Genomic DNA, 17,472 nt, shown 5'->3' on the forward strand with positions numbered 1-17,472 from the left:
TGTGATATACCTATTTACGGTAGTGATTTGGGTTTTGATTGATAAATAGTGTCAAAACCGTATTCCAATAAAGAGTAAGGCTTTATCTATGACCGCGCGGCCATTTGCAGCACAACTCGATATCGACAGCTCAGCTCAACCTGTCCGAGTCTCTATCAAAGGAGATTGGGTGTTGGCGCATTACCGCATTTTGGAGCCGATTGTCACACAATTTCGTGCGAGCCAGCCTCAGTCCGTGGCCTTTGATCTTACGCAATTAGGGGCTTTAGATACCGCTGGCGCGACGCTGTTAGCCTTGCTTCTGGGTGAAGAACGCATCAATCATCTGCGTGAACTTGCGCCCAAACTGCCTGAAGAACGCCGCACTTTACTGGAAACAGTTAGCCGTGTTTTGCCTGATTTAGCCTCCGAGTCATCAGAAAAACCGACTTCATTCTGGCTGGAGTTATTGGCGAATACCGGCCGGTCGGTGGATAATTTATGGCAAGATATCAAATCGTTACTGGGTTTTGTCGGCCTGACACTTGAAGCCCTATTCAGCACGATTTTCCGCCCCTCGCGCTGGCGAATGACCTCCTTGATTGCCAATATCCAGCAAATCGGCCTCAATGCTGTTCCTATTATTATGCTACTGACATTTCTGGTAGGAGCGGTCATTGCCTTTCTCGGTGCGACAGTATTAACCACTTTCGGTGCGGGTATCTTTACCGTTGATTTAGTGGTGTTTTCTTTCCTGCGTGAATTTGCCGTGCTGCTCACTGCCATTTTAATGGCGGGGCGTACCGCCAGCGCCTTTACCGCTGAAATTGGCCTGATGAAAGCCAATGAGGAAATCGACGCCATCCAAACTTTGGGGCTAAATCCGGTTGAGTTGTTGGTATTACCACGGGTGTTAGCGCTGCTAATCTCATTACCAATGTTGACCTTTATCGGCATGGTTTGCGGCATTTTCGGCGGGATGGTGGTCTGTGCTTTAGCCCTCGATATTTCGCCCACCATGTTCTTATCGATTATGCAAAACAGTAATGGATTGCAGCATTTTCTGGTGGGAATCAGCAAAGCGCCGATTTTTGCTTTCCTGATTGCCATCATTGGTTGTCTGGAAGGGTTCAAAGTCACTGGCAGTGCAGAGTCTGTCGGGGTACACACGACCACCAGTGTGGTGCATTCGATCTTCGTGGTGATTTTACTTGATGCCGTCGCGGCGCTATTTTTCATGGAAATGGGATGGTGAGTCAGATGGCGCAAGAGCCAATCATTCAAATTCGCAATCTGGTGAATTGCTTTGGCAAACAGTGCGTGCATCAGGATCTTAATCTTGATGTGCAGCGCGGCGAAGTGCTCGGTGTGGTGGGCGGATCGGGTACTGGTAAGTCAGTGCTACTACGCAGTATTGTGGGATTACGCCGCCCGACGGCCGGGCAGATTCATGTGTTTGGTCAGGATTTAATGACACTATCGGGCCAGGCGCGTTCCCAGGTCGAACGCCGATTTGGTGTATTGTTTCAACGAGGTGCATTATTCAGTTCTCTGACGGTGACGGAAAACGTGGCCTTGCCATTAATCGAAAATGCGGGTTTACCCCGCGGCGAGGCAGAGCGGTTAGCGCAGGTTAAATTGGCGCTGGCGGGGTTACCGCCAGGGGCAGGCAGTAAATATCCGGCGTCACTGTCGGGCGGGATGGTCAAACGCGTTGCTTTGGCGCGCGCGTTGGCATTAGACCCGGATATTTTGTTTCTCGATGAGCCGACTGCGGGTCTTGATCCTATTGGTGCGGCGGCGTTTGATAGTTTGATCCGCACCTTGCGTGATGCACTGAATCTTACGGTATTTCTGGTGACACACGATCTGGATACACTCTATACCTTGTGTGATCGTGTGGCCGTGCTGTCACAAAAGAAAGTGCTGGTGGTAGATACATTAGATAAAGTGGCTGCAACTGATGATGACTGGATTCAGGCGTATTTTCATGGCCCCCGTGGCCGGGCTGCTTATCAGGCAGCGGCAGCAATTAATAGCGAAGAGAGGTTGTAAATGGAAACCCGTGCTCACCATGTTGTCATTGGTTTGTTCACTCTCATTGTGGTCAGTGCCGCGCTGTTATTCTGCCTATGGCTGACAAACGCCGGCTCTAATCGCCAGTTCAAGCTCTACGATATTGTTTTTAATGAACCGGTGAGTGGCCTGTCTCAGGGGAGTATTGTGCAATACAGTGGTATTCGGGTCGGCGAAGTGACTCAATTACGTTTGGACAGTGAGAACCCTAATAAGGTTTGGGCGCGTATCCGCGTCTCTGCCTCGACGCCTATCCGCGAGGATACCCAGGCCCGTCTGACGGTCGCAGGCATTACCGGCACTTCAAATATTCAATTTAGCAGTAGCACTCCGTCAAGCCCGCTATTGGAGGGTAAAGATGGCGAAATTCCTATTATTATCGCCACTCCGTCACCGATGAGCCAATTGCTGGCCAATGGCGAAAATTTCATGAGTAACGCCAATGAAGTGCTGATGCGCTTAAACCAGCTATTAGCACCTGATAATCAGCAACGGCTCATCACCACACTGGATAACCTCGCACTGGTCACCCAAACTGTTGCCGATCAACGTCAGGATATTCGCACCATGTTGCAGCAGTTGGCGCAGGCCAGCAAACAAGCTAATGAGACATTGACGCAAACCAATCGCTTGCTGCGCAACGCCAATGGATTGATGGACGGGCAGGGTAAGCAACTGGTTAATGATGCCGCCAAGACTATGGCATCGTTACAAAATACCAGCATCATTCTCAATAAATTGGTCAGTGAAAATCAAACTTCTCTCAATAATGGCATGCAAGGAATGAATGAATTGGGGCCTGCTGTTGATGAGTTGCGCAGAACATTAGCCACATTGCGTGCGGCGGTTTCCCGTTTGGAAGAAAACCCTGCGGCTCTGCTGCGTGGCCGTGAAAGAACACAGGAGTTTACGCCTCGATGATATCTCTGAAGATAATGCACTCTACCGGCCGTGGTGCGCGGCTGTTGATGTTATCCGCGCTGGCAATGCTGCTGTCAGCTTGTACCATTTTACCCAGTGCGCCGGTATCGCAGGTTTACTTACTACCCGTGCCGCCCGCAGCAAATGCGCCACGCGGGCAGGCCGTAAATTGGTCGTTGCGGGTTTCACAACCGGCCACCAATCAGTTTCTCAACAGCTCGCGTATTGCTGTGCAGCCCGAAGGGCAGGAGATAGCGGTCTACAAAAATTCGCGCTGGACTGATCCGGCTCCTATTTTAGTGCGTAATCGCCTGATTCAGGAGTTCCGCACTGATGGCCGTATTCCTGCGGTCAGCAGTGACGATGACAGCTTGCAGGCGGATGTTGAGCTGAGCGGCGATTTATCGGCATTTCAGGGGGTATATCAAGCGGGCAACAGCGAAGTGCTGATCCGTTTTGATGCCCGACTGGTGCGGATTTCAGATCGCAGAATCATTGCTACCCGTCATTTTGAAGTGCGGCAGCCTATTAAGGGCGCACAGATGAATGAAGTGGTAGATGCTTTTGGTTTGGCGAGTAATCAGTTGGCCTCACAGGTGCTGAACTGGACACTACAACAATCGCCTCAGTAATACTTTTCTCCCTACCGTCTTGTCTATTGCCCAGTATTATTATGAAAAACCATAATAATACTGGGTATGCTTATGTCAGGTTAAGTAAAGTCCGACAGTTATATTGACCGAGTAATTATAAACTTCTGCAAAATATCTGATTGCTGTTACGGAAATATATCTTATATCAAATAAGAGTTGATTTTATGTTTCATAATGTTTGACTATTGTTCTGTAAATTGAGCAAAAGGGAATCATTATGCTTTGGAAGAATACCAGGGAACAGTTTGGTCGCGTCACTATTAGTATCCACTGGCTGGTGGCATTGACAGTATATGCACTGTTTGCTCTGGGTTTATGGATGGTGACTTTAGGCTACTATGATGGCTGGTATCATCAGGCACCTGAAATACATAAAAGCATCGGTTGTATACTTTTTGCTGTGATGTTATTTAGGGTTATTTGGCGCTTTATTTCGCCGCCACCAACGCCTTTATCCAGTTATAGCCGGTTCACTCGCATTAGTGCAGTATTGGCACATCTGTTTTTATATATTGTCTTATTTTGTATTATGTTCAGTGGTTATTTGATCTCGACGGCTGATGGGCAACCGATCGCTGTATTTGGTTGGTTTGCTGTTCCTGCAACATTAACAAGTTTACCTGATCAGGCTGATACCGCGGGTACTGTGCATCTTTATCTGGCTTGGGCCGTTGTGGTGCTTTCACTATTACATGGGCTGGCCGCAATTAAACACCATTTTATTGATGGTGATATTACCCTTAAACGGATGCTGGGACGTAGCACCGATTAACCAACTGTATTATGGAGAATTAAGAATGTTTAATAAGACCCTATTGGGCCTGACTGTAGGCGCACTGATGTTTACCGCTGGTAGTGCCGTAGCCGCCGAATATAAAATTGATAAAGAAGGTCAACACGCCTTTATCGAATTCCGGATTAAACACTTAGGCTATAGCTGGTTATATGGCAGTTTTAATGATTTCGATGGTTCTTTCACTTTTGATGAAAAGAACCCCGCAGCGGATAAAGTGAATGTGGTGATTAACACTAATAGTGTTGATACCAATCATGCTGAACGCGATAAACATCTGCGCAGCAAAGATTTCTTGAATGTCAGCAAATTCCCACAAGCGACATTCGAGTCGACTGAAGTGAAGAAAAATGCCGAAGGTTATACTGTAGTCGGTAATCTAACATTAAATGGCGTGACTAAGCCGGTGACCTTGGAAAGTAAATTGACTGGTCAGGGTAATGACCCATGGGGCGGTTATCGTGCCGGTTTTGAAGCTAATGGTAATATTAAGCTGAAAGACTTTAATATCACCACTGATTTAGGCCCAGCATCACAGGAAGTTGAATTGATTCTGTCCGTTGAAGGTGTTCGAGCTAAATAATCTGTGTTGTTCTATTTTAAAGGAGCCTTGGCTCCTTTTTTAATGTCAGAATTATAGCAAATCAGGTTATTTGACCTTATTTACTGCAAAGAAAGGCCCTTTGCCGACTGAATCTCTGATGAGCAGTTCAGATTGAAATATATTCTCACTTGATAAATAACCGCCATCTAACATGGATATCAGCCTGTTAATAACTTCATTTATCATGCCACTGACGGGATCTTTGATACTGGATAATGGTGGTAGCAGGAAAGGCGCGATAGGAATATTATCAAACCCGATGATGGAAACATCTTTTGGGACTTTTAAGCCAGCTTCGTTTAATTTTTTCATCGCACCAATAGCCATATCATCGTTACTGGCGATAATTGCGCTAAAAGGCAACTGGCTGGCTAATAAAGACTCAACCGCCGTGGCACCACTTGCCGGTGTCCATTTGCCTTGCACAATAAGTTTGTCCTGAACGGGCAGAGAAAATGCTGCTAATGCTGTCTTATATCCAGAAAGTCGCTCAATCGCGGTAGGTGAATCAAGTGAGCCGGTAATAAAGGCAATATCGCGGTGGCCCTGCTCAATAAGATATTTAGTCGCATTATAGCTGGAACCTTGATGATCGCAGAAAATACAATGACTATGATTTTTTCGCAGCTTTCTGTTCACCACCATAATCGGCTGCTTATATTGATCAATAATAAGATCCATGGCATCAACAGTTAAAAACCGGGGATAAATTATTATTGCATCACAGCGTAAATCGAGCAGGAACTGAATAGCCTCTTGTTCCTCTTCAGCACTGTGTTTCCCATCAACCAGAACTAACTGACGACCATTTTTTTCTAATTTTTGCGCCGCTTGAGACAGGATTTCATTAAAGTAGCTGCCGTTATACAGGGTATTGGTGACCACCAATCCGATGCATTCAGATTTATTGGTCGCCAGATTTCTCGCCAGTAAATTTGGCCGATATCCCGTCTCTTCAATGGCTTTAAAGACACTTTCTTTAGTTGCATCACTGACATAGCCTTTGCCCGACAAAACACGCGAAACAGTGGCTTTTGAAACACCGGCTTTCTTTGCCACTTCTTGCATTGTAGACATAGGCTCTTCCTGACACGTTGAAAATTATTACTATTCTACACGTTACCGCCGCCGAGAAGCAGGTTGCCGGGCAGAATAAATTCCCTCTCGATGTCGATCATCATCACAGAATGAAAATTGAATAAAGCGATCTATTGAATTCTATCTCATATTTTAAGACTCTCATGTGGAACCGGTTACCTATTTATCTGAGAATGTTCATAGATAAGATCTTTCCGGTCAGTGAATAATTTATAACTATATGAATTTGATGGCTAATTGTGAGTTCGTGGCGATGAGGGGACTCCCTCAGTGCAGAAGGGACACTTAGCTCAGTGTGCGCCATTACGGGGAGTTGTTACTCATGTCAAAAAATTATGCCGCAGTATCGCAACAGATAGTCGATGCCATTGGTGGGGCCAATAATATTGGGGCCGTGACCCACTGCATGACACGCTTACGCTTTGTACTCAATGATAAGACTGTGGTCGATTTGGCAAAATTAAAAGCCATCACTGGTGTGTTGGGCGTGGTACACAGTGAAAATCAGTGCCAGGTTATCATTGGCAATAATGTGAGTTATGCCTTTGCTGAAGTGCTCAAATTGTTGCCTGAAGGCGCATTGCCGGCAAACGCATTACCCCAGAAAAACAAAATCACCTTAAAGCGGATCGGGGCAGGGATACTGGATGCATTGATTGGCACCATGTCACCGTTGATTCCCGCTATCATCGGTGGTTCGATGGTAAAACTGCTGGCAATGATACTGGATATGACCGGCATTTTTGAGAAAGGCTCATCAACGCTCATTATTCTTAATGTGATTGGCGACGGCGCTTTCTTCTTCCTGCCAGTCATGGTGGCGGCTTCTGCGGCGATAAAATTCAAAACCAATATGTCGCTGGCTATCGCCATTGCCGGGGTGTTGGTTCATCCGGCGTTTATTGATTTAATGGCAAAAGCTGCGCAAGGCCAACATGTTGAATTTATGGGGGTATCCGTTACGGCGGTGAAGTACACCTATACGGTGATCCCGGCACTCTGTATGACCTGGCTGTTGTCTTATATTGAGCGCTGGGTTGACCGTATTACACCGGCGGTGACGAAAAACTTCCTTAAACCGATGCTGATCGTGCTGATTTCTGCCCCTATTGCCATCATGTTTATTGGGCCATTGGGAATCTGGATTGGTAGCGGCATATCCTCTTTGGTGTATACCGTTCATGATTATCTGGGCTGGCTCTCCGTGGCGATTATGGGAGCACTTTGGCCATTACTGGTTATGACGGGCATGCACCGTGTTTTTACGCCAACCATCATTCAAACCATTGCCGAAACGGGCAAAGAGGGCATGGTGATGCCATCAGAAATTGGTGCCAACCTTTCGCTGGGCGGCTCATCACTGGCGGTTGCCTGGCGTACCAAAAACCCGGAATTACGCCAAACGGCGTTGGCTGCTGCGGCTTCCGCGATTGTAGCGGGTATCTCTGAACCGGCACTTTATGGGGTGGCATTGCGGCTCAAACGTCCGTTAATCGCTAGCCTTATCAGTGGATTTATCTGTGGTGCCGTGGCGGGAATCGGTGGGTTAGCCAGCCATTCCATGGCCTCACCTGGGTTATTTACCAGTGTTCAGTTCTTCGATCCGGCCAATCCAATGAGCATTGTATGGGTGTTTGGCGTCATGATTCTGGCGATAGTCATTTCTTTCGTCACAACACTGTTACTGGGATTTGAAGACATTCCTGTCGAAGATAGTGCGGATAGCCGTGCCGATTCTCCTGCTTCAACTGTTTCGCACAGTGCAGTAAAAAATTAACTAAATAAAGAGGTATTGAATGTCAGTATCAACATTTCCCGATGGCTTTTTATGGGGCGGCGCATTAGCCGCAAACCAGGCCGAAGGTGCTTGTTTTGAAGGTGGAAAAGGGCTGACGACGGTGGATATGATCCCTCATGGGGAACCGCGTTTGGCAGTGAAATTAGGGCAGGAAAAGCGTTTTACCTTAAGAGATGATGAGTTTTACCCCAGTCATCAGGCCATTGATTTTTATCATCGTTATAAAGAGGATATCGCGTTAATGGCAGAAATGGGGTTTACCGTATTCCGTACATCAATTGCATGGAGCCGGATTTACCCTAATGGCGATGAATTGACACCTAATGCTGAGGGTATTGCCTTTTATCGCGACCTCTTTAATGAATGTAAGAAGCACAATATTGAGCCGCTGGTAACGCTGTGTCACTTTGATGTACCCATGCATTTGGTCACGGAATATGGCTCGTGGCGTAACCGAAAAATGGTTGAGTTTTTTACGCGTTATGCCCGAACATGTTTTGAGGCTTTCGATGGTTTGGTGAAATATTGGCTCACATTTAACGAAATTAATATCCTGCTTCATAGCCCATTTTCAGGTGCGGGTTTGGTCTTTGAGCCAAATGAAAATCAGGAACAAGTAAAATACCAAGCTGCTCATCACGAACTGCTCGCCAGCGCATTAGCGACTAAAATTGCTCATGAGGTCAATCCTGAGAATCAGGTAGGTTGTATGTTGGCGGGAGGGAATTTTTACCCGCGAACCTGTAAACCCGAAGATGTTTGGGCTGCGCTGGAAAAAGATAGGGAAAATCTATTTTTTATTGATGTGCAGGCCCGTGGGGCTTATCCCGCTTATACACAACGCCTTTTCAGAGAGAAAGGAATTTCAATTGTCACCCAAGTGGGTGATGACGATATCCTTAAACATACAGTGGATTTCGTCTCCTTCAGTTATTACGCTTCGCGTTGTGCTTCGGCGGATATGAATGACCATAACAGCAGCGCAGCTAATATTGTGAAATCTTTGAAAAACCCACATATTCAAGCCAGTGAATGGGGCTGGGGGATTGATCCTTTAGGTTTACGCATCACCATGAATATGATGTACGACCGTTACCAGAAGCCACTATTCCTGGTTGAAAATGGATTAGGTGCTAAAGATGAAATTAATCCGCAGGGCGAAATTGAAGACGATTACCGTATTAGTTATCTACGTGAACATATTAAAGCTATGGCGGAAGCTATCGACGATGGCATTCCGGTCATTGGATATACCTCTTGGGGATGTATCGATTTAGTTTCTGCTTCGACGGGGGAAATGAGCAAACGCTATGGATTTGTTTATGTTGACCGTGACGATTTGGGCAAGGGTTCTTTGGCTCGCAAGAGAAAGAAATCGTTTTATTGGTATAAAAAAGTTATTGCCAGTAATGGCGCCGATTTGAGTTAAATAATTCGCCGGGAATGGGCTATGGCTGATGTTCCCGGCGACGAATAGTATTCGGATATCGCTGTATTTTTATTTTAAATTTATGATGTTTCACTCGCCACGATCGCGTGTCGAGCCTTTCTTCAAGTTAGTCATAAAATCCATAAATGCAGTTCGCAATGGGGCAAATACCGGATGCTTGCGATGCTCCATCATAGTTTCTGAAAATAGTTTCAGACCTAGTGCAAATGCTGCTGTTTTTTCTTTACCAAAATCCAGATCTTCACGCGCCTGTAGCCGTTCGATGATGCCGAGGATCTCATCATGATTCTCGGCTTCGAATGTCACTGGCGCTTTATCCAGAGGCTCGCCTTTGCGATCCGTCAATGGCTCAATGGTGATTCGATAACGATATCCCGACATTAGTTTTTCTCCGGTTCATTAGTCTCTGTCGCCTTGGGTTCTAGCGCTTTTTCAATGGATTCTACTGCGGTCAGTAATGCTGTATTAATATGCTCAACCTGCTCTGGTGTGACATCCAAACGCATCATGCTGCTACGTAGAATATGGCGTAAACGGTGCATTGCATCAGAAATACCTTCAGCCATATTGCCTTCAGGGCGACGATTTACTTGTGCCAATCGTGCAAAAATAGCATCAACCATCTGTTGATTTTGCTGTAATTCAGCTTTGCCAGCATCGGTAATTTGGTAGCTTTTACGGCCATTGCCAGTGGCTACTGGAGTAACAAAATCCTGTTCTTCTAACAATGTCAGTGTTGGATAGATAACACCTGGGCTTGGTACATATAAGCCTGAAGATGCCTCTTCGATAGCTTTAATCAGTTCATAGCCATGGCTGGGCTTTTTATCAAGCAGGGCCAGCAGAACAACCCGCAAATCGCCATGTTCAAACAAGCGATGCATTTTTTCACCGCGCCCACGTCTGCCGCCTCTTACGGCTTCGGTTGCTTCAACTGCCATATGATGGCGACCGCCGCGATGCATTCTGTCACCACAACGGCGTTGCCCTGCGTGGTGTTCTTCACCACAACGATGACCACGTTTTGAAAAACCAAACATAATGAATCTCCTTTAGATATATCGAAAACGTTTCGATATATCTAATCTAGATCGATATATCGAAATTAGCAAGAGGGGAGATGTGAAAAGATATATCTAAATGAGTTTTTTTCGGCAGAGTGGCAGATGGAAAGCTAGAGGAGGAAAGTCATAATGGCAGTGATTTCTGAGCGGCCAGAGGGAGGGGGATATTTTTATGGCTAGAAGTAGGAGAGGGGCGTAGCTATAAACAATCCCCTTGCACCGTGGCACGATGGTGATCAAGGGGAACCGAGCTATCAGCTTTTCTTCACAAACTCAGATTTTAGTTTCATCGGGCCAAAGCCATCAATTTTGCAATCGATGTTGTGGTCACCTTCAACCAGGCGGATGCTTTTCACTTTAGTCCCAATTTTCAGGGTTGAAGAGCTACCTTTAACTTTCAGATCTTTAACAACGGTCACCGCGTCACCGTCGGCCAGCAAATTGCCATTGGCATCACGTACTACCAGGCCCTCATCGGCAGTGGCAGCATCGCCATTTTCTGACCACTCATTACCACATTCTGGGCAATTCAGTTTTTCCCCTTCCTGCCATGTATATTCAGAATTGCATTTTGGACAGTTTGGTAAACCCATCTTGCTAACCTCTTGAAATTAAAATTAATAAATATAAAAAAGTGACAAATAACAGATTACTGTATCGATATTCACCTATTTTACACTTTTTATCACATTAAAGGATAGTCAGACTGTGATTGAGGTCAGCCAGGGGGAGGGGGATTGCCTTGGTATTAAGTTGCTATATCAGTTTTATTGCCAATGAATATTATTTGCCCCAGAGTCACTCAGATAGAGCAACAACGTATAACTAACATATTTGAGTTTACTGCTTATGAGAAGAAACTTGTTTTTTTACAGAATTTGCCCTTCCACTCTTTTAATTTATTATTGCTTGTTAGATCATCGACAGAACTTCTCATGTTGAGCTGACAGCCGGACAAGAAAGTCACGGTCAATGGTACGGGAATAGAACGGAACAATAACATTATTTTATCCTTAATAAGAAGAGTGTTAGTTAATACCACATTAACCCGGACAATCTTCAAACTCCCAAGCAAAGACACGGGAAAGCTTTTGTGCTATTTCCGTCCAGTCTTTGCCCTCACATTGATCAATATAATCTGTGATAGTTTTGGTGATCTCATTAAGATCGTACTTACGAACTAGAAGAGTATGGCGTATTAATTCTGGAACCCATTGGTGCTTGCAGAGCCATTCTGGAGTACAGACAAACACATCAAAATTATCCCCCCCAGTTGAACCAACAGAACCGATCATTAATGTTAACGTGATCGCAGTTTCATCTTTATCAGGTGAATACACATTGAAGTCATGATGAATACAATCAATATTTTTTAGTATCGCTTTCATATTCAATCCGAAATATTTAGATGTCCATTACCTACTTTAACTGGTTTCCCAGATGAACCGAGTTCATAGGTTTCAAAATTTGCTTGTGTTCCTGTCGTGGCGAAAGGACTATCTTTGGGCGATGGCGGTCTATAACCACGTGTGCCATCCGACACCGCCGCATGAGTGGTGCTGTCGGCGTGACCTTCATTGTTAGCTCCTGTTAGCAAGCCATTGGCCATGTTACCGGCAAACTGACCGCCGATATTACCACCGGTACTGATACCCACGCTCTGATGTTTAACTTTGAAATCGGCTTTATTCCCGATATCACTGAGGTATCCAGTGTGTTTTTATCGGCAGTGGCGGTAGAAGCGATCACCGCACCATCAAGCTGGGTGTGCTCGCCGACCGTGATATCAAAACCGCCTTTGCCAGCGAAGATGCCAGTCTGTTCTTGCACACTATCATAATTGCTATGCAGCTTGTCGCGACTCATACTCAGGTTGGCAGAACCACCGCCACCAATGACCGCGACACTGACACCACCGCTGACACTGGTCTGTTTCGAATCATAGTTATCGCTGTCTTGCTGGCTTTGCAGCAGCAGGGTATCGCGGCCACTGGTGATATTGAGCTAGTTACCGGAAGCTGCTCCAATTCTAGTTAACAATTAAATATAAGTTGCTGTAAATATTAGTATTTACTACCAACCAGCCGATAACTGGGATTGAGTAATCAACTTAAATCTAGAGAGACGAGTTGCCGATCATCACCAAAAATAATTGTCACCATTCCATAAGGACAATCAGCCGTAATGACTTTATTTTTAAGCTCTTTATCTATGCAGTGTGAAGCACTCTGTGTTTGATCATCAAATCGGATTTCAAGGAAATAACCTTCGCCGTTGTTCACATGAGGCAATGCATCTTTTTCGCCTCGTGACGCAAGATATTTTTGTATTTCTTCAATATGTATTTTTGCCATACTCATTAGCACCTCAAGGTAAAGGAACAAAAGAACCTTTTTCGATAAGATTTTTCACTTGGTTTGGCCTAATAGGGCCGACAGATATTATTTTCATTTCATTTCATTTCATTTCATTGTTTGGCACTGTAATACGCAAAAGCTTTCCATCAACGCTTTGTATTACATTGATATGGCCACTTCTTGCATCATAAACACGTACCGCCGCTGGGTTGTTAGCAAGTTTTTGCAGCTCTGCAACGTTAAGCTTCCCAGACAAACTCCCCAACCGGGAGTCATTTAATTGAGCATAAACTCGATCAGCTATATTAAACACTGCAGTTGCTTGAGCGCCTTTCGTCATTTTCCCAATTAAGGCTAATGCTCGTTCAGCAGGTAATGTACTTAATAATGCTAACGCATAATCTTTTGGATTTTTTGCATTCAATAATGCCATCACAGTGTCTGATCCGGGATTGTTCTCCAAGATAGTCTTGATAACATCCTCTGGTAGATCACCTTTTATATATTGATCACGGATTGTCTGTTTTTCTTGATCAGTCAGATTTGAATTTTGCAAAAGCTCCTTTTCTAACGAACCTGCCCCTTCAAAATATTTCGTACCTTGGCTACCAAATATGTCTCCAAGGCTACTCAACGCATTATTCTCAACCGCATTCTTGCCAGCCTGCGCACCGGCCACTGCGCTACTGCTGCTGTCACCAACTAACCCACCCGCCAACCCTGCGGCCAGTGCCGCCAGCGCACTGACGGTTTGTTTCTTTTTTTCGGTGAGACTGTCTTTATCCCAGCCCATTGCCTTGATGATTGCGGGTGCGGCGGCTTCTGCCGTGAAGACAGAGACGGTACCGACTGTTGCATTGCCGCTGAAGTGGCCCACCACCGCACCCAGTAGCGCATGCGCCATCAGATTAGCGCCCAGACTCTGCTCGGCGGGCAGGTATTTGCTAATTTCATGGGCCAGATAAGGGGCGCTGCCGCCAGCGAGAGCCTGGCCGAGGTTATTACTGATGCTGAGCAACTGGAAGTCGTCGCTGCACCCGGTGTTATTCGGTTATGGTGGTGAGAAGTGGGAGTATTTAAGGCTTAATAACAGCAACCCCGACCAGTAGCCGGGGTTGCAATCAATTACTGATTGATATTGAAGGACTAATGGAGGCTAAAATATCTATAACATCGTCTACAGTTGAGAGCATATAATGAACAACTCTGTCATGCATATTACCGTTTTGTTCATTAAACCACTCTAGATACTTAGAGTTTTCAACGAGATAAAGCCCCGTAAGCATCTCCCCTTGCTGCTCTTCCTGCATTTTTAATAAGTCACCTTCATCTGTCACTCGAAAAGAATAAACCCAGTCGAACAACACCTTCACTTTACTGCTCTCTTTATCATTTACAGAAGACAAAATCAGCTCAAGGGAACCAGAGGAATATCGAAAATCCTCTAGTTGACTATTTTGAAGGGAACCTTCAGTAAGAAGAACCTTAGTCAGTTTTTCAGTCATATATGATTACTCGTCATACCTAAATTTGATCCTATTCTTACCAGACTGGATCTCTAATGTTGGACGGCCATCCGTACTACGTTCACGAACGATAACAGTTCGACCATCTGGCAATTTGCCTATCCTTCCACTAGGTATATCTTTAATCTCTGTCGGGGATAAGGCATCAAACTCTTTGTTAGCAGCATTACTACCGCCTGTTCTCTCGAAGAGTTTTGAACGCCCTGTAGTCTCATTCCCTTTTGATGATGTCGAGGTTAAATCTTCGACAGTAATATTCTGTTTTTCACTATTCCTTGCATTCTCCTCATCCTGTGGCTCCCAGCCACCTGGAGTACCAGATCCTGCACCACCCAGCTCAGCTTTATCCTCGTCCGTCAGGTCCTTCGCTACATTTGGCTGACGCGCGTTCTCTTCACGAGATTTGCTTGGATCTGAGCCATCATTCGCATCCCAGGCTTCATTTCCTCCGCCCCCGTTTACTGACGTATTCGGCAACGCCACCGGTGGCGGAACCGGCGCAGGAACTGCCAGGAAGTTATTCTCCACCGCATTCTTACCAACCTGCGCTCCGGCAACCGTATCAGCGGTGCTGTCACCCGTCAATCCACCGGCCAGTCCTGCGGCCAATGTCGCCAATGCGCTGACCGTCTGCTTTTGATCTTCACTGAGATTATTCTTGTCCCAACCCATTGCCGCGATTATCGTTGGGGCCATTAACTCCGCACTGGCCGCACCCGCAGCACCCGCCAGCGCGCTGTTACCACTGGCATAGGCAGTGACCGCACCCAATACTGCATGCGCCATCAGGTTGGCTTCGATATTGACACCCCCTTCTTTGGTAGGGTCAAGGGTCATATTGTGAATCACTTCAGCCAGATATGGCGCACTGGCACCCGCCAGGGCTTTGGCCATATCACCGCCAGCCAGGCCCTGTATTGCGGCTGTTGCGGCCTGAACGCCTTGTTGCAGGGCACTACCGGTGCCGTATTTCTTCATTTCGTCTTTGTAGAAAACCGAGTCGCGCAATGTCTTCATATACTCGGCGCGCTCTTTCTCAGTGGCATTTTCCTTCAATGGGCCGAGTTTTTCTTGCGCCGCCTTCAGGCCGTTGATATCACCCTGTGTGCGGATAATGTCACTGACCTGACTGCCAATCTCACCAATCAGTTGTGCTTCGCGCAGGCGGTTTTGTTCTTTCTCTTTATCGAAGATAGGGGAGAGGGCATTGTTGGCGTGTTCGACGTCACGGCTCAGGTCATCGATATTTTGCTGTTGTTTATCGGTATCGCGGATGATGATAGTGCCATCCGACACCGCCGCATGCGTGGTGCTGTCGGCGTGACCTTCATTGTTGGCTCCTGTTAGCAAGCCGTTGGCCATGTTACCGGCAAACTGACCGCCGATATTACCACCGGTACTGATACCCACACTCTGATGTTCAACTTTGAAATCGGCTTTGTTCCCGATATCGCTGAAGCCCAGCGTGCCGGTATCCAGTGTGTTTTTATCGGCAGTGGCGGTAGAAGCAATCACCGCACCATCAAGCTGGGTGTGCTCGCCGACGGTGATATCAAAACCGCCTTTGCCTGCGAAGATGCCGGTTTGTTCCTGTACCGAGTCAAAGTTGCTGTGCAGCTTGTCGCGACTCATGCTCAGGTTGACAGAACCACCGCCACCAATGACCGCGACACTGATACCACCGCTGACACTGGTCTGTTTCGAATCATAGTTATCGCTGTCTTGCTGGCTTTGCAGCAGCAGGTCACGACCTACATCCGCTTTAACGGTTTCACCGCTCGCCTGAGCGCCTATCAGTGAGGTATCGCGACCACTGTGTAGCGACAGTGTGCCGCCACTGTCGATCTGAGTTTCACTCCAGAAGGTGCCGTCGCCGTGTTCTTTCCCCTGGCTCTTATTGGCGTTGGCAAAGATACTCAGGCCACCACCGGAGCTACCAAAACCCAAACTGACACCAATATTGCCGCTGCTGTTGCTGCCGTCGGTTTTTTGCGTATTAGCGGCACCGAGCAGCAGCAAATCTCTCGCCGCATCCAATGTCGTATCGCCACCTGCCGCCAGCTTCAGTGCGCCATCGGTTTGTACCGCGCTGGCACTGAGAGTGATGTCTTGCGCGCCTGTAAATTGATATCGCTCTTGGCGTTCAACTGGCTGCCAAGCAGGGTTTCATCATAGAGATCGACTGAGTCACTATGGCGTTTGGTGGAGGCTTTACCGGTGACCTGTAGGCTGTCGGTGAAAGATGGCAGTATTTAGGGCTAGGTTTCAGTAATCTCAGCCAAGGCTGAGATTACTATTATCAAACTCACAAATTAGTTTATTTTTGTGATTATAATACCGTCATTTCTATCCATAATTAAGCTATCAGCTAAAGGTAGCTTCCTAATTAATTCCTCAACCGTTTCTCGGGGAAAACGATTCTCGGAAAAACTATTTTCGAAATCTAATGAATAAATCAAACGTTCTTCATTACCATCAAAGCCTAGCCAAAAATTACAACCGTAGTCATATAGTTCCGCAACATTCAACGGTATTAAATTTTCAGGTTCTCCTTCTGAGAAATCCATTTTTTCAATAGGGATAGTGCCAATATCAGCATTATATTTTTTAAGACCTAAATCTAAACTCTCCTTCAAAGAAGAAATTACAATGTAAAAATCAATAGTTACCCCTTTGCCTGGGATGAATAACCCATTGATAATAAAATTAAAAACCCCACTCGGGGAGCATAGAATATCTAGCTGCTCAAGTTGTATAGCAATTCGATAAGGATCACCAATAATCATTTAATTTTCCATCCCTCTTGCTTATGTAACTGGGCCTTTGTCTTATTATCTAACTGCATTGCATTTTTTGAATCACCAGTACTTCCAGACCAATGGTAAGTTCCTACATTATCAGGGAAATAACGATGAATAGCTCCATCATTTCCCATACTATAACGAGCTTTGTTTCCATCGACTGATACTGAGCTACCAAATAGCTCTAAAGAATTCCTTGGCTCAATACCTGCATCTGGCCTGAATTTTTGGGCACCTGGTGTATGTTTGGTATTTGATTCGACTTTTAATCCATTACTCGCCACGATACAGATCAAGTCGAGACTAAGGCAATTTAGAGCTTAGATGGGGAAGGATCGGTTCGGCAATCAGG

At 46.0% G+C, this 17,472-nt stretch carries 19 protein-coding genes and 2 pseudogenes; 9 read left to right on the forward strand and 12 right to left on the reverse strand.

Features of this window, described 5'->3' with window-relative positions:
• The first annotated feature begins 88 nt into the window (after positions 1 to 88).
• The 6 genes from HU019_RS10510 (at position 89) to HU019_RS10535 (ending at position 5,005) form a co-directional block, all read left to right on the forward strand.
• Positions 89 to 1,234, forward strand: a complete 1,146-nt coding sequence (locus tag HU019_RS10510; RefSeq protein WP_174849696.1) for an MlaE family ABC transporter permease — start codon at positions 89 to 91, stop codon at positions 1,232 to 1,234.
• Complete coding sequence (locus HU019_RS10515) at positions 1,228 to 2,034, forward strand: ABC transporter ATP-binding protein (RefSeq protein ID WP_174849695.1); 807 nt, start codon at positions 1,228 to 1,230, stop codon at positions 2,032 to 2,034. The genes HU019_RS10510 and HU019_RS10515 overlap by 7 nt, the downstream gene beginning before the upstream one ends.
• A complete protein-coding gene (locus HU019_RS10520) occupies positions 2,035 to 2,976 on the forward strand; it encodes an MlaD family protein (RefSeq protein WP_077173807.1) in 942 nt (313 codons plus the stop codon).
• Complete coding sequence (locus HU019_RS10525; RefSeq protein WP_174849694.1) at positions 2,973 to 3,608, forward strand: ABC-type transport auxiliary lipoprotein family protein; 636 nt, start codon at positions 2,973 to 2,975, stop codon at positions 3,606 to 3,608. The genes HU019_RS10520 and HU019_RS10525 overlap by 4 nt, the downstream gene beginning before the upstream one ends.
• Positions 3,609 to 3,846: 238 nt before the next feature.
• Complete coding sequence (locus HU019_RS10530; RefSeq protein ID WP_174849693.1) at positions 3,847 to 4,401, forward strand: cytochrome b; 555 nt, start codon at positions 3,847 to 3,849, stop codon at positions 4,399 to 4,401.
• 25 nt (positions 4,402 to 4,426) lie between these two features.
• The gene (locus tag HU019_RS10535; RefSeq protein ID WP_174849692.1) at positions 4,427 to 5,005 is read left to right on the forward strand and encodes a YceI family protein; all 579 of its coding nucleotides are present in this window, start codon (positions 4,427 to 4,429) and stop codon (positions 5,003 to 5,005) included.
• Between the two features lie 66 nt (positions 5,006 to 5,071).
• Here the strand turns inward: HU019_RS10535 and HU019_RS10540 are convergent, their stop codons facing one another.
• Entirely contained in the window at positions 5,072 to 6,103 is a 1,032-nt protein-coding gene (locus HU019_RS10540) for a LacI family DNA-binding transcriptional regulator (protein WP_174849691.1), read from the reverse strand.
• Between the two features lie 343 nt (positions 6,104 to 6,446).
• Between HU019_RS10540 and ascF the strand changes: the two genes are divergently transcribed.
• Both ascF and HU019_RS10550 read left to right on the forward strand, forming a co-directional pair.
• Positions 6,447 to 7,901, forward strand: coding sequence for a PTS cellobiose/arbutin/salicin transporter subunit IIBC (gene ascF / locus HU019_RS10545; RefSeq protein WP_174849690.1), 1,455 nt, complete (start codon positions 6,447 to 6,449; stop codon positions 7,899 to 7,901).
• Positions 7,902 to 7,920: 19 nt separating this feature from the next.
• Positions 7,921 to 9,351, forward strand: a complete 1,431-nt coding sequence (locus HU019_RS10550; RefSeq protein ID WP_174849689.1) for a 6-phospho-beta-glucosidase — start codon at positions 7,921 to 7,923, stop codon at positions 9,349 to 9,351.
• Positions 9,352 to 9,441: 90 nt separating this feature from the next.
• On the opposite strand, the gene HU019_RS10555 is transcribed toward HU019_RS10550, so the two are convergent.
• The 7 genes and pseudogenes from HU019_RS10555 to HU019_RS10585 form a co-directional block, all read right to left on the reverse strand.
• Positions 9,442 to 9,753 (reverse strand): DUF3861 domain-containing protein, encoded by a 312-nt coding sequence (locus HU019_RS10555; RefSeq protein ID WP_050076177.1) that lies wholly within the window; start codon positions 9,751 to 9,753, stop codon positions 9,442 to 9,444.
• Positions 9,753 to 10,412 carry a PadR family transcriptional regulator gene (locus HU019_RS10560; protein WP_174849688.1) on the reverse strand — a complete coding sequence of 220 codons (660 nt, stop codon included), beginning with the start codon at positions 10,410 to 10,412 and terminating at the stop codon, positions 9,753 to 9,755. Before HU019_RS10560 ends, HU019_RS10555 begins: the two co-directional genes overlap by 1 nt.
• Before the next feature lie 278 nt (positions 10,413 to 10,690).
• A complete protein-coding gene (locus HU019_RS10565; protein WP_174849687.1) occupies positions 10,691 to 11,029 on the reverse strand; it encodes a zinc ribbon domain-containing protein YjdM in 339 nt (112 codons plus the stop codon).
• 450 nt (positions 11,030 to 11,479) lie between these two features.
• Entirely contained in the window at positions 11,480 to 11,824 is a 345-nt protein-coding gene (locus HU019_RS10570; protein ID WP_174849686.1) for an immunity 8 family protein, read from the reverse strand.
• A 140-nt stretch (positions 11,825 to 11,964) separates the two neighbouring features.
• Positions 11,965 to 12,440 (reverse strand): annotated as a pseudogene (locus HU019_RS20515) (hemolysin); the annotation flags it as partial.
• Between the two features lie 101 nt (positions 12,441 to 12,541).
• Positions 12,542 to 12,790 (reverse strand): hypothetical protein, encoded by a 249-nt coding sequence (locus tag HU019_RS10580; protein ID WP_174849685.1) that lies wholly within the window; start codon positions 12,788 to 12,790, stop codon positions 12,542 to 12,544.
• Between the two features lie 103 nt (positions 12,791 to 12,893).
• Positions 12,894 to 13,697 (reverse strand): VENN motif pre-toxin domain-containing protein, encoded by an 804-nt coding sequence (locus HU019_RS10585; RefSeq protein ID WP_227739319.1) that lies wholly within the window; start codon positions 13,695 to 13,697, stop codon positions 12,894 to 12,896.
• Between HU019_RS10585 and HU019_RS20270 the strand changes: the two genes are divergently transcribed.
• Entirely contained in the window at positions 13,689 to 13,856 is a 168-nt protein-coding gene (locus tag HU019_RS20270) for a hypothetical protein (protein WP_227739321.1), read from the forward strand. The genes HU019_RS10585 and HU019_RS20270 overlap by 9 nt on opposite strands.
• Before the next feature lie 58 nt (positions 13,857 to 13,914).
• Here the strand turns inward: HU019_RS20270 and HU019_RS10590 are convergent, their stop codons facing one another.
• The 4 genes and pseudogenes from HU019_RS10590 to HU019_RS10605 form a co-directional block, all read right to left on the reverse strand.
• Positions 13,915 to 14,298, reverse strand: a complete 384-nt coding sequence (locus HU019_RS10590) for a hypothetical protein (RefSeq protein ID WP_174849684.1) — start codon at positions 14,296 to 14,298, stop codon at positions 13,915 to 13,917.
• A 531-nt stretch (positions 14,299 to 14,829) separates the two neighbouring features.
• Positions 14,830 to 16,568 (reverse strand): annotated as a pseudogene (locus HU019_RS10595) (hemagglutinin repeat-containing protein); the annotation flags it as partial.
• 63 nt (positions 16,569 to 16,631) lie between these two features.
• Positions 16,632 to 17,105 carry an Imm42 family immunity protein gene (locus tag HU019_RS10600; protein ID WP_174849683.1) on the reverse strand — a complete coding sequence of 158 codons (474 nt, stop codon included), beginning with the start codon at positions 17,103 to 17,105 and terminating at the stop codon, positions 16,632 to 16,634.
• Positions 17,102 to 17,404, reverse strand: a complete 303-nt coding sequence (locus tag HU019_RS10605) for a hypothetical protein (RefSeq protein WP_174849682.1) — start codon at positions 17,402 to 17,404, stop codon at positions 17,102 to 17,104. Before HU019_RS10605 ends, HU019_RS10600 begins: the two co-directional genes overlap by 4 nt.
• Positions 17,405 to 17,472: the final 68 nt, after the last annotated feature.

The sequence above is a fragment of the Yersinia artesiana genome, from assembly GCF_902726545.1.
GTDB lineage: Bacteria > Pseudomonadota > Gammaproteobacteria > Enterobacterales > Enterobacteriaceae > Yersinia > Yersinia artesiana.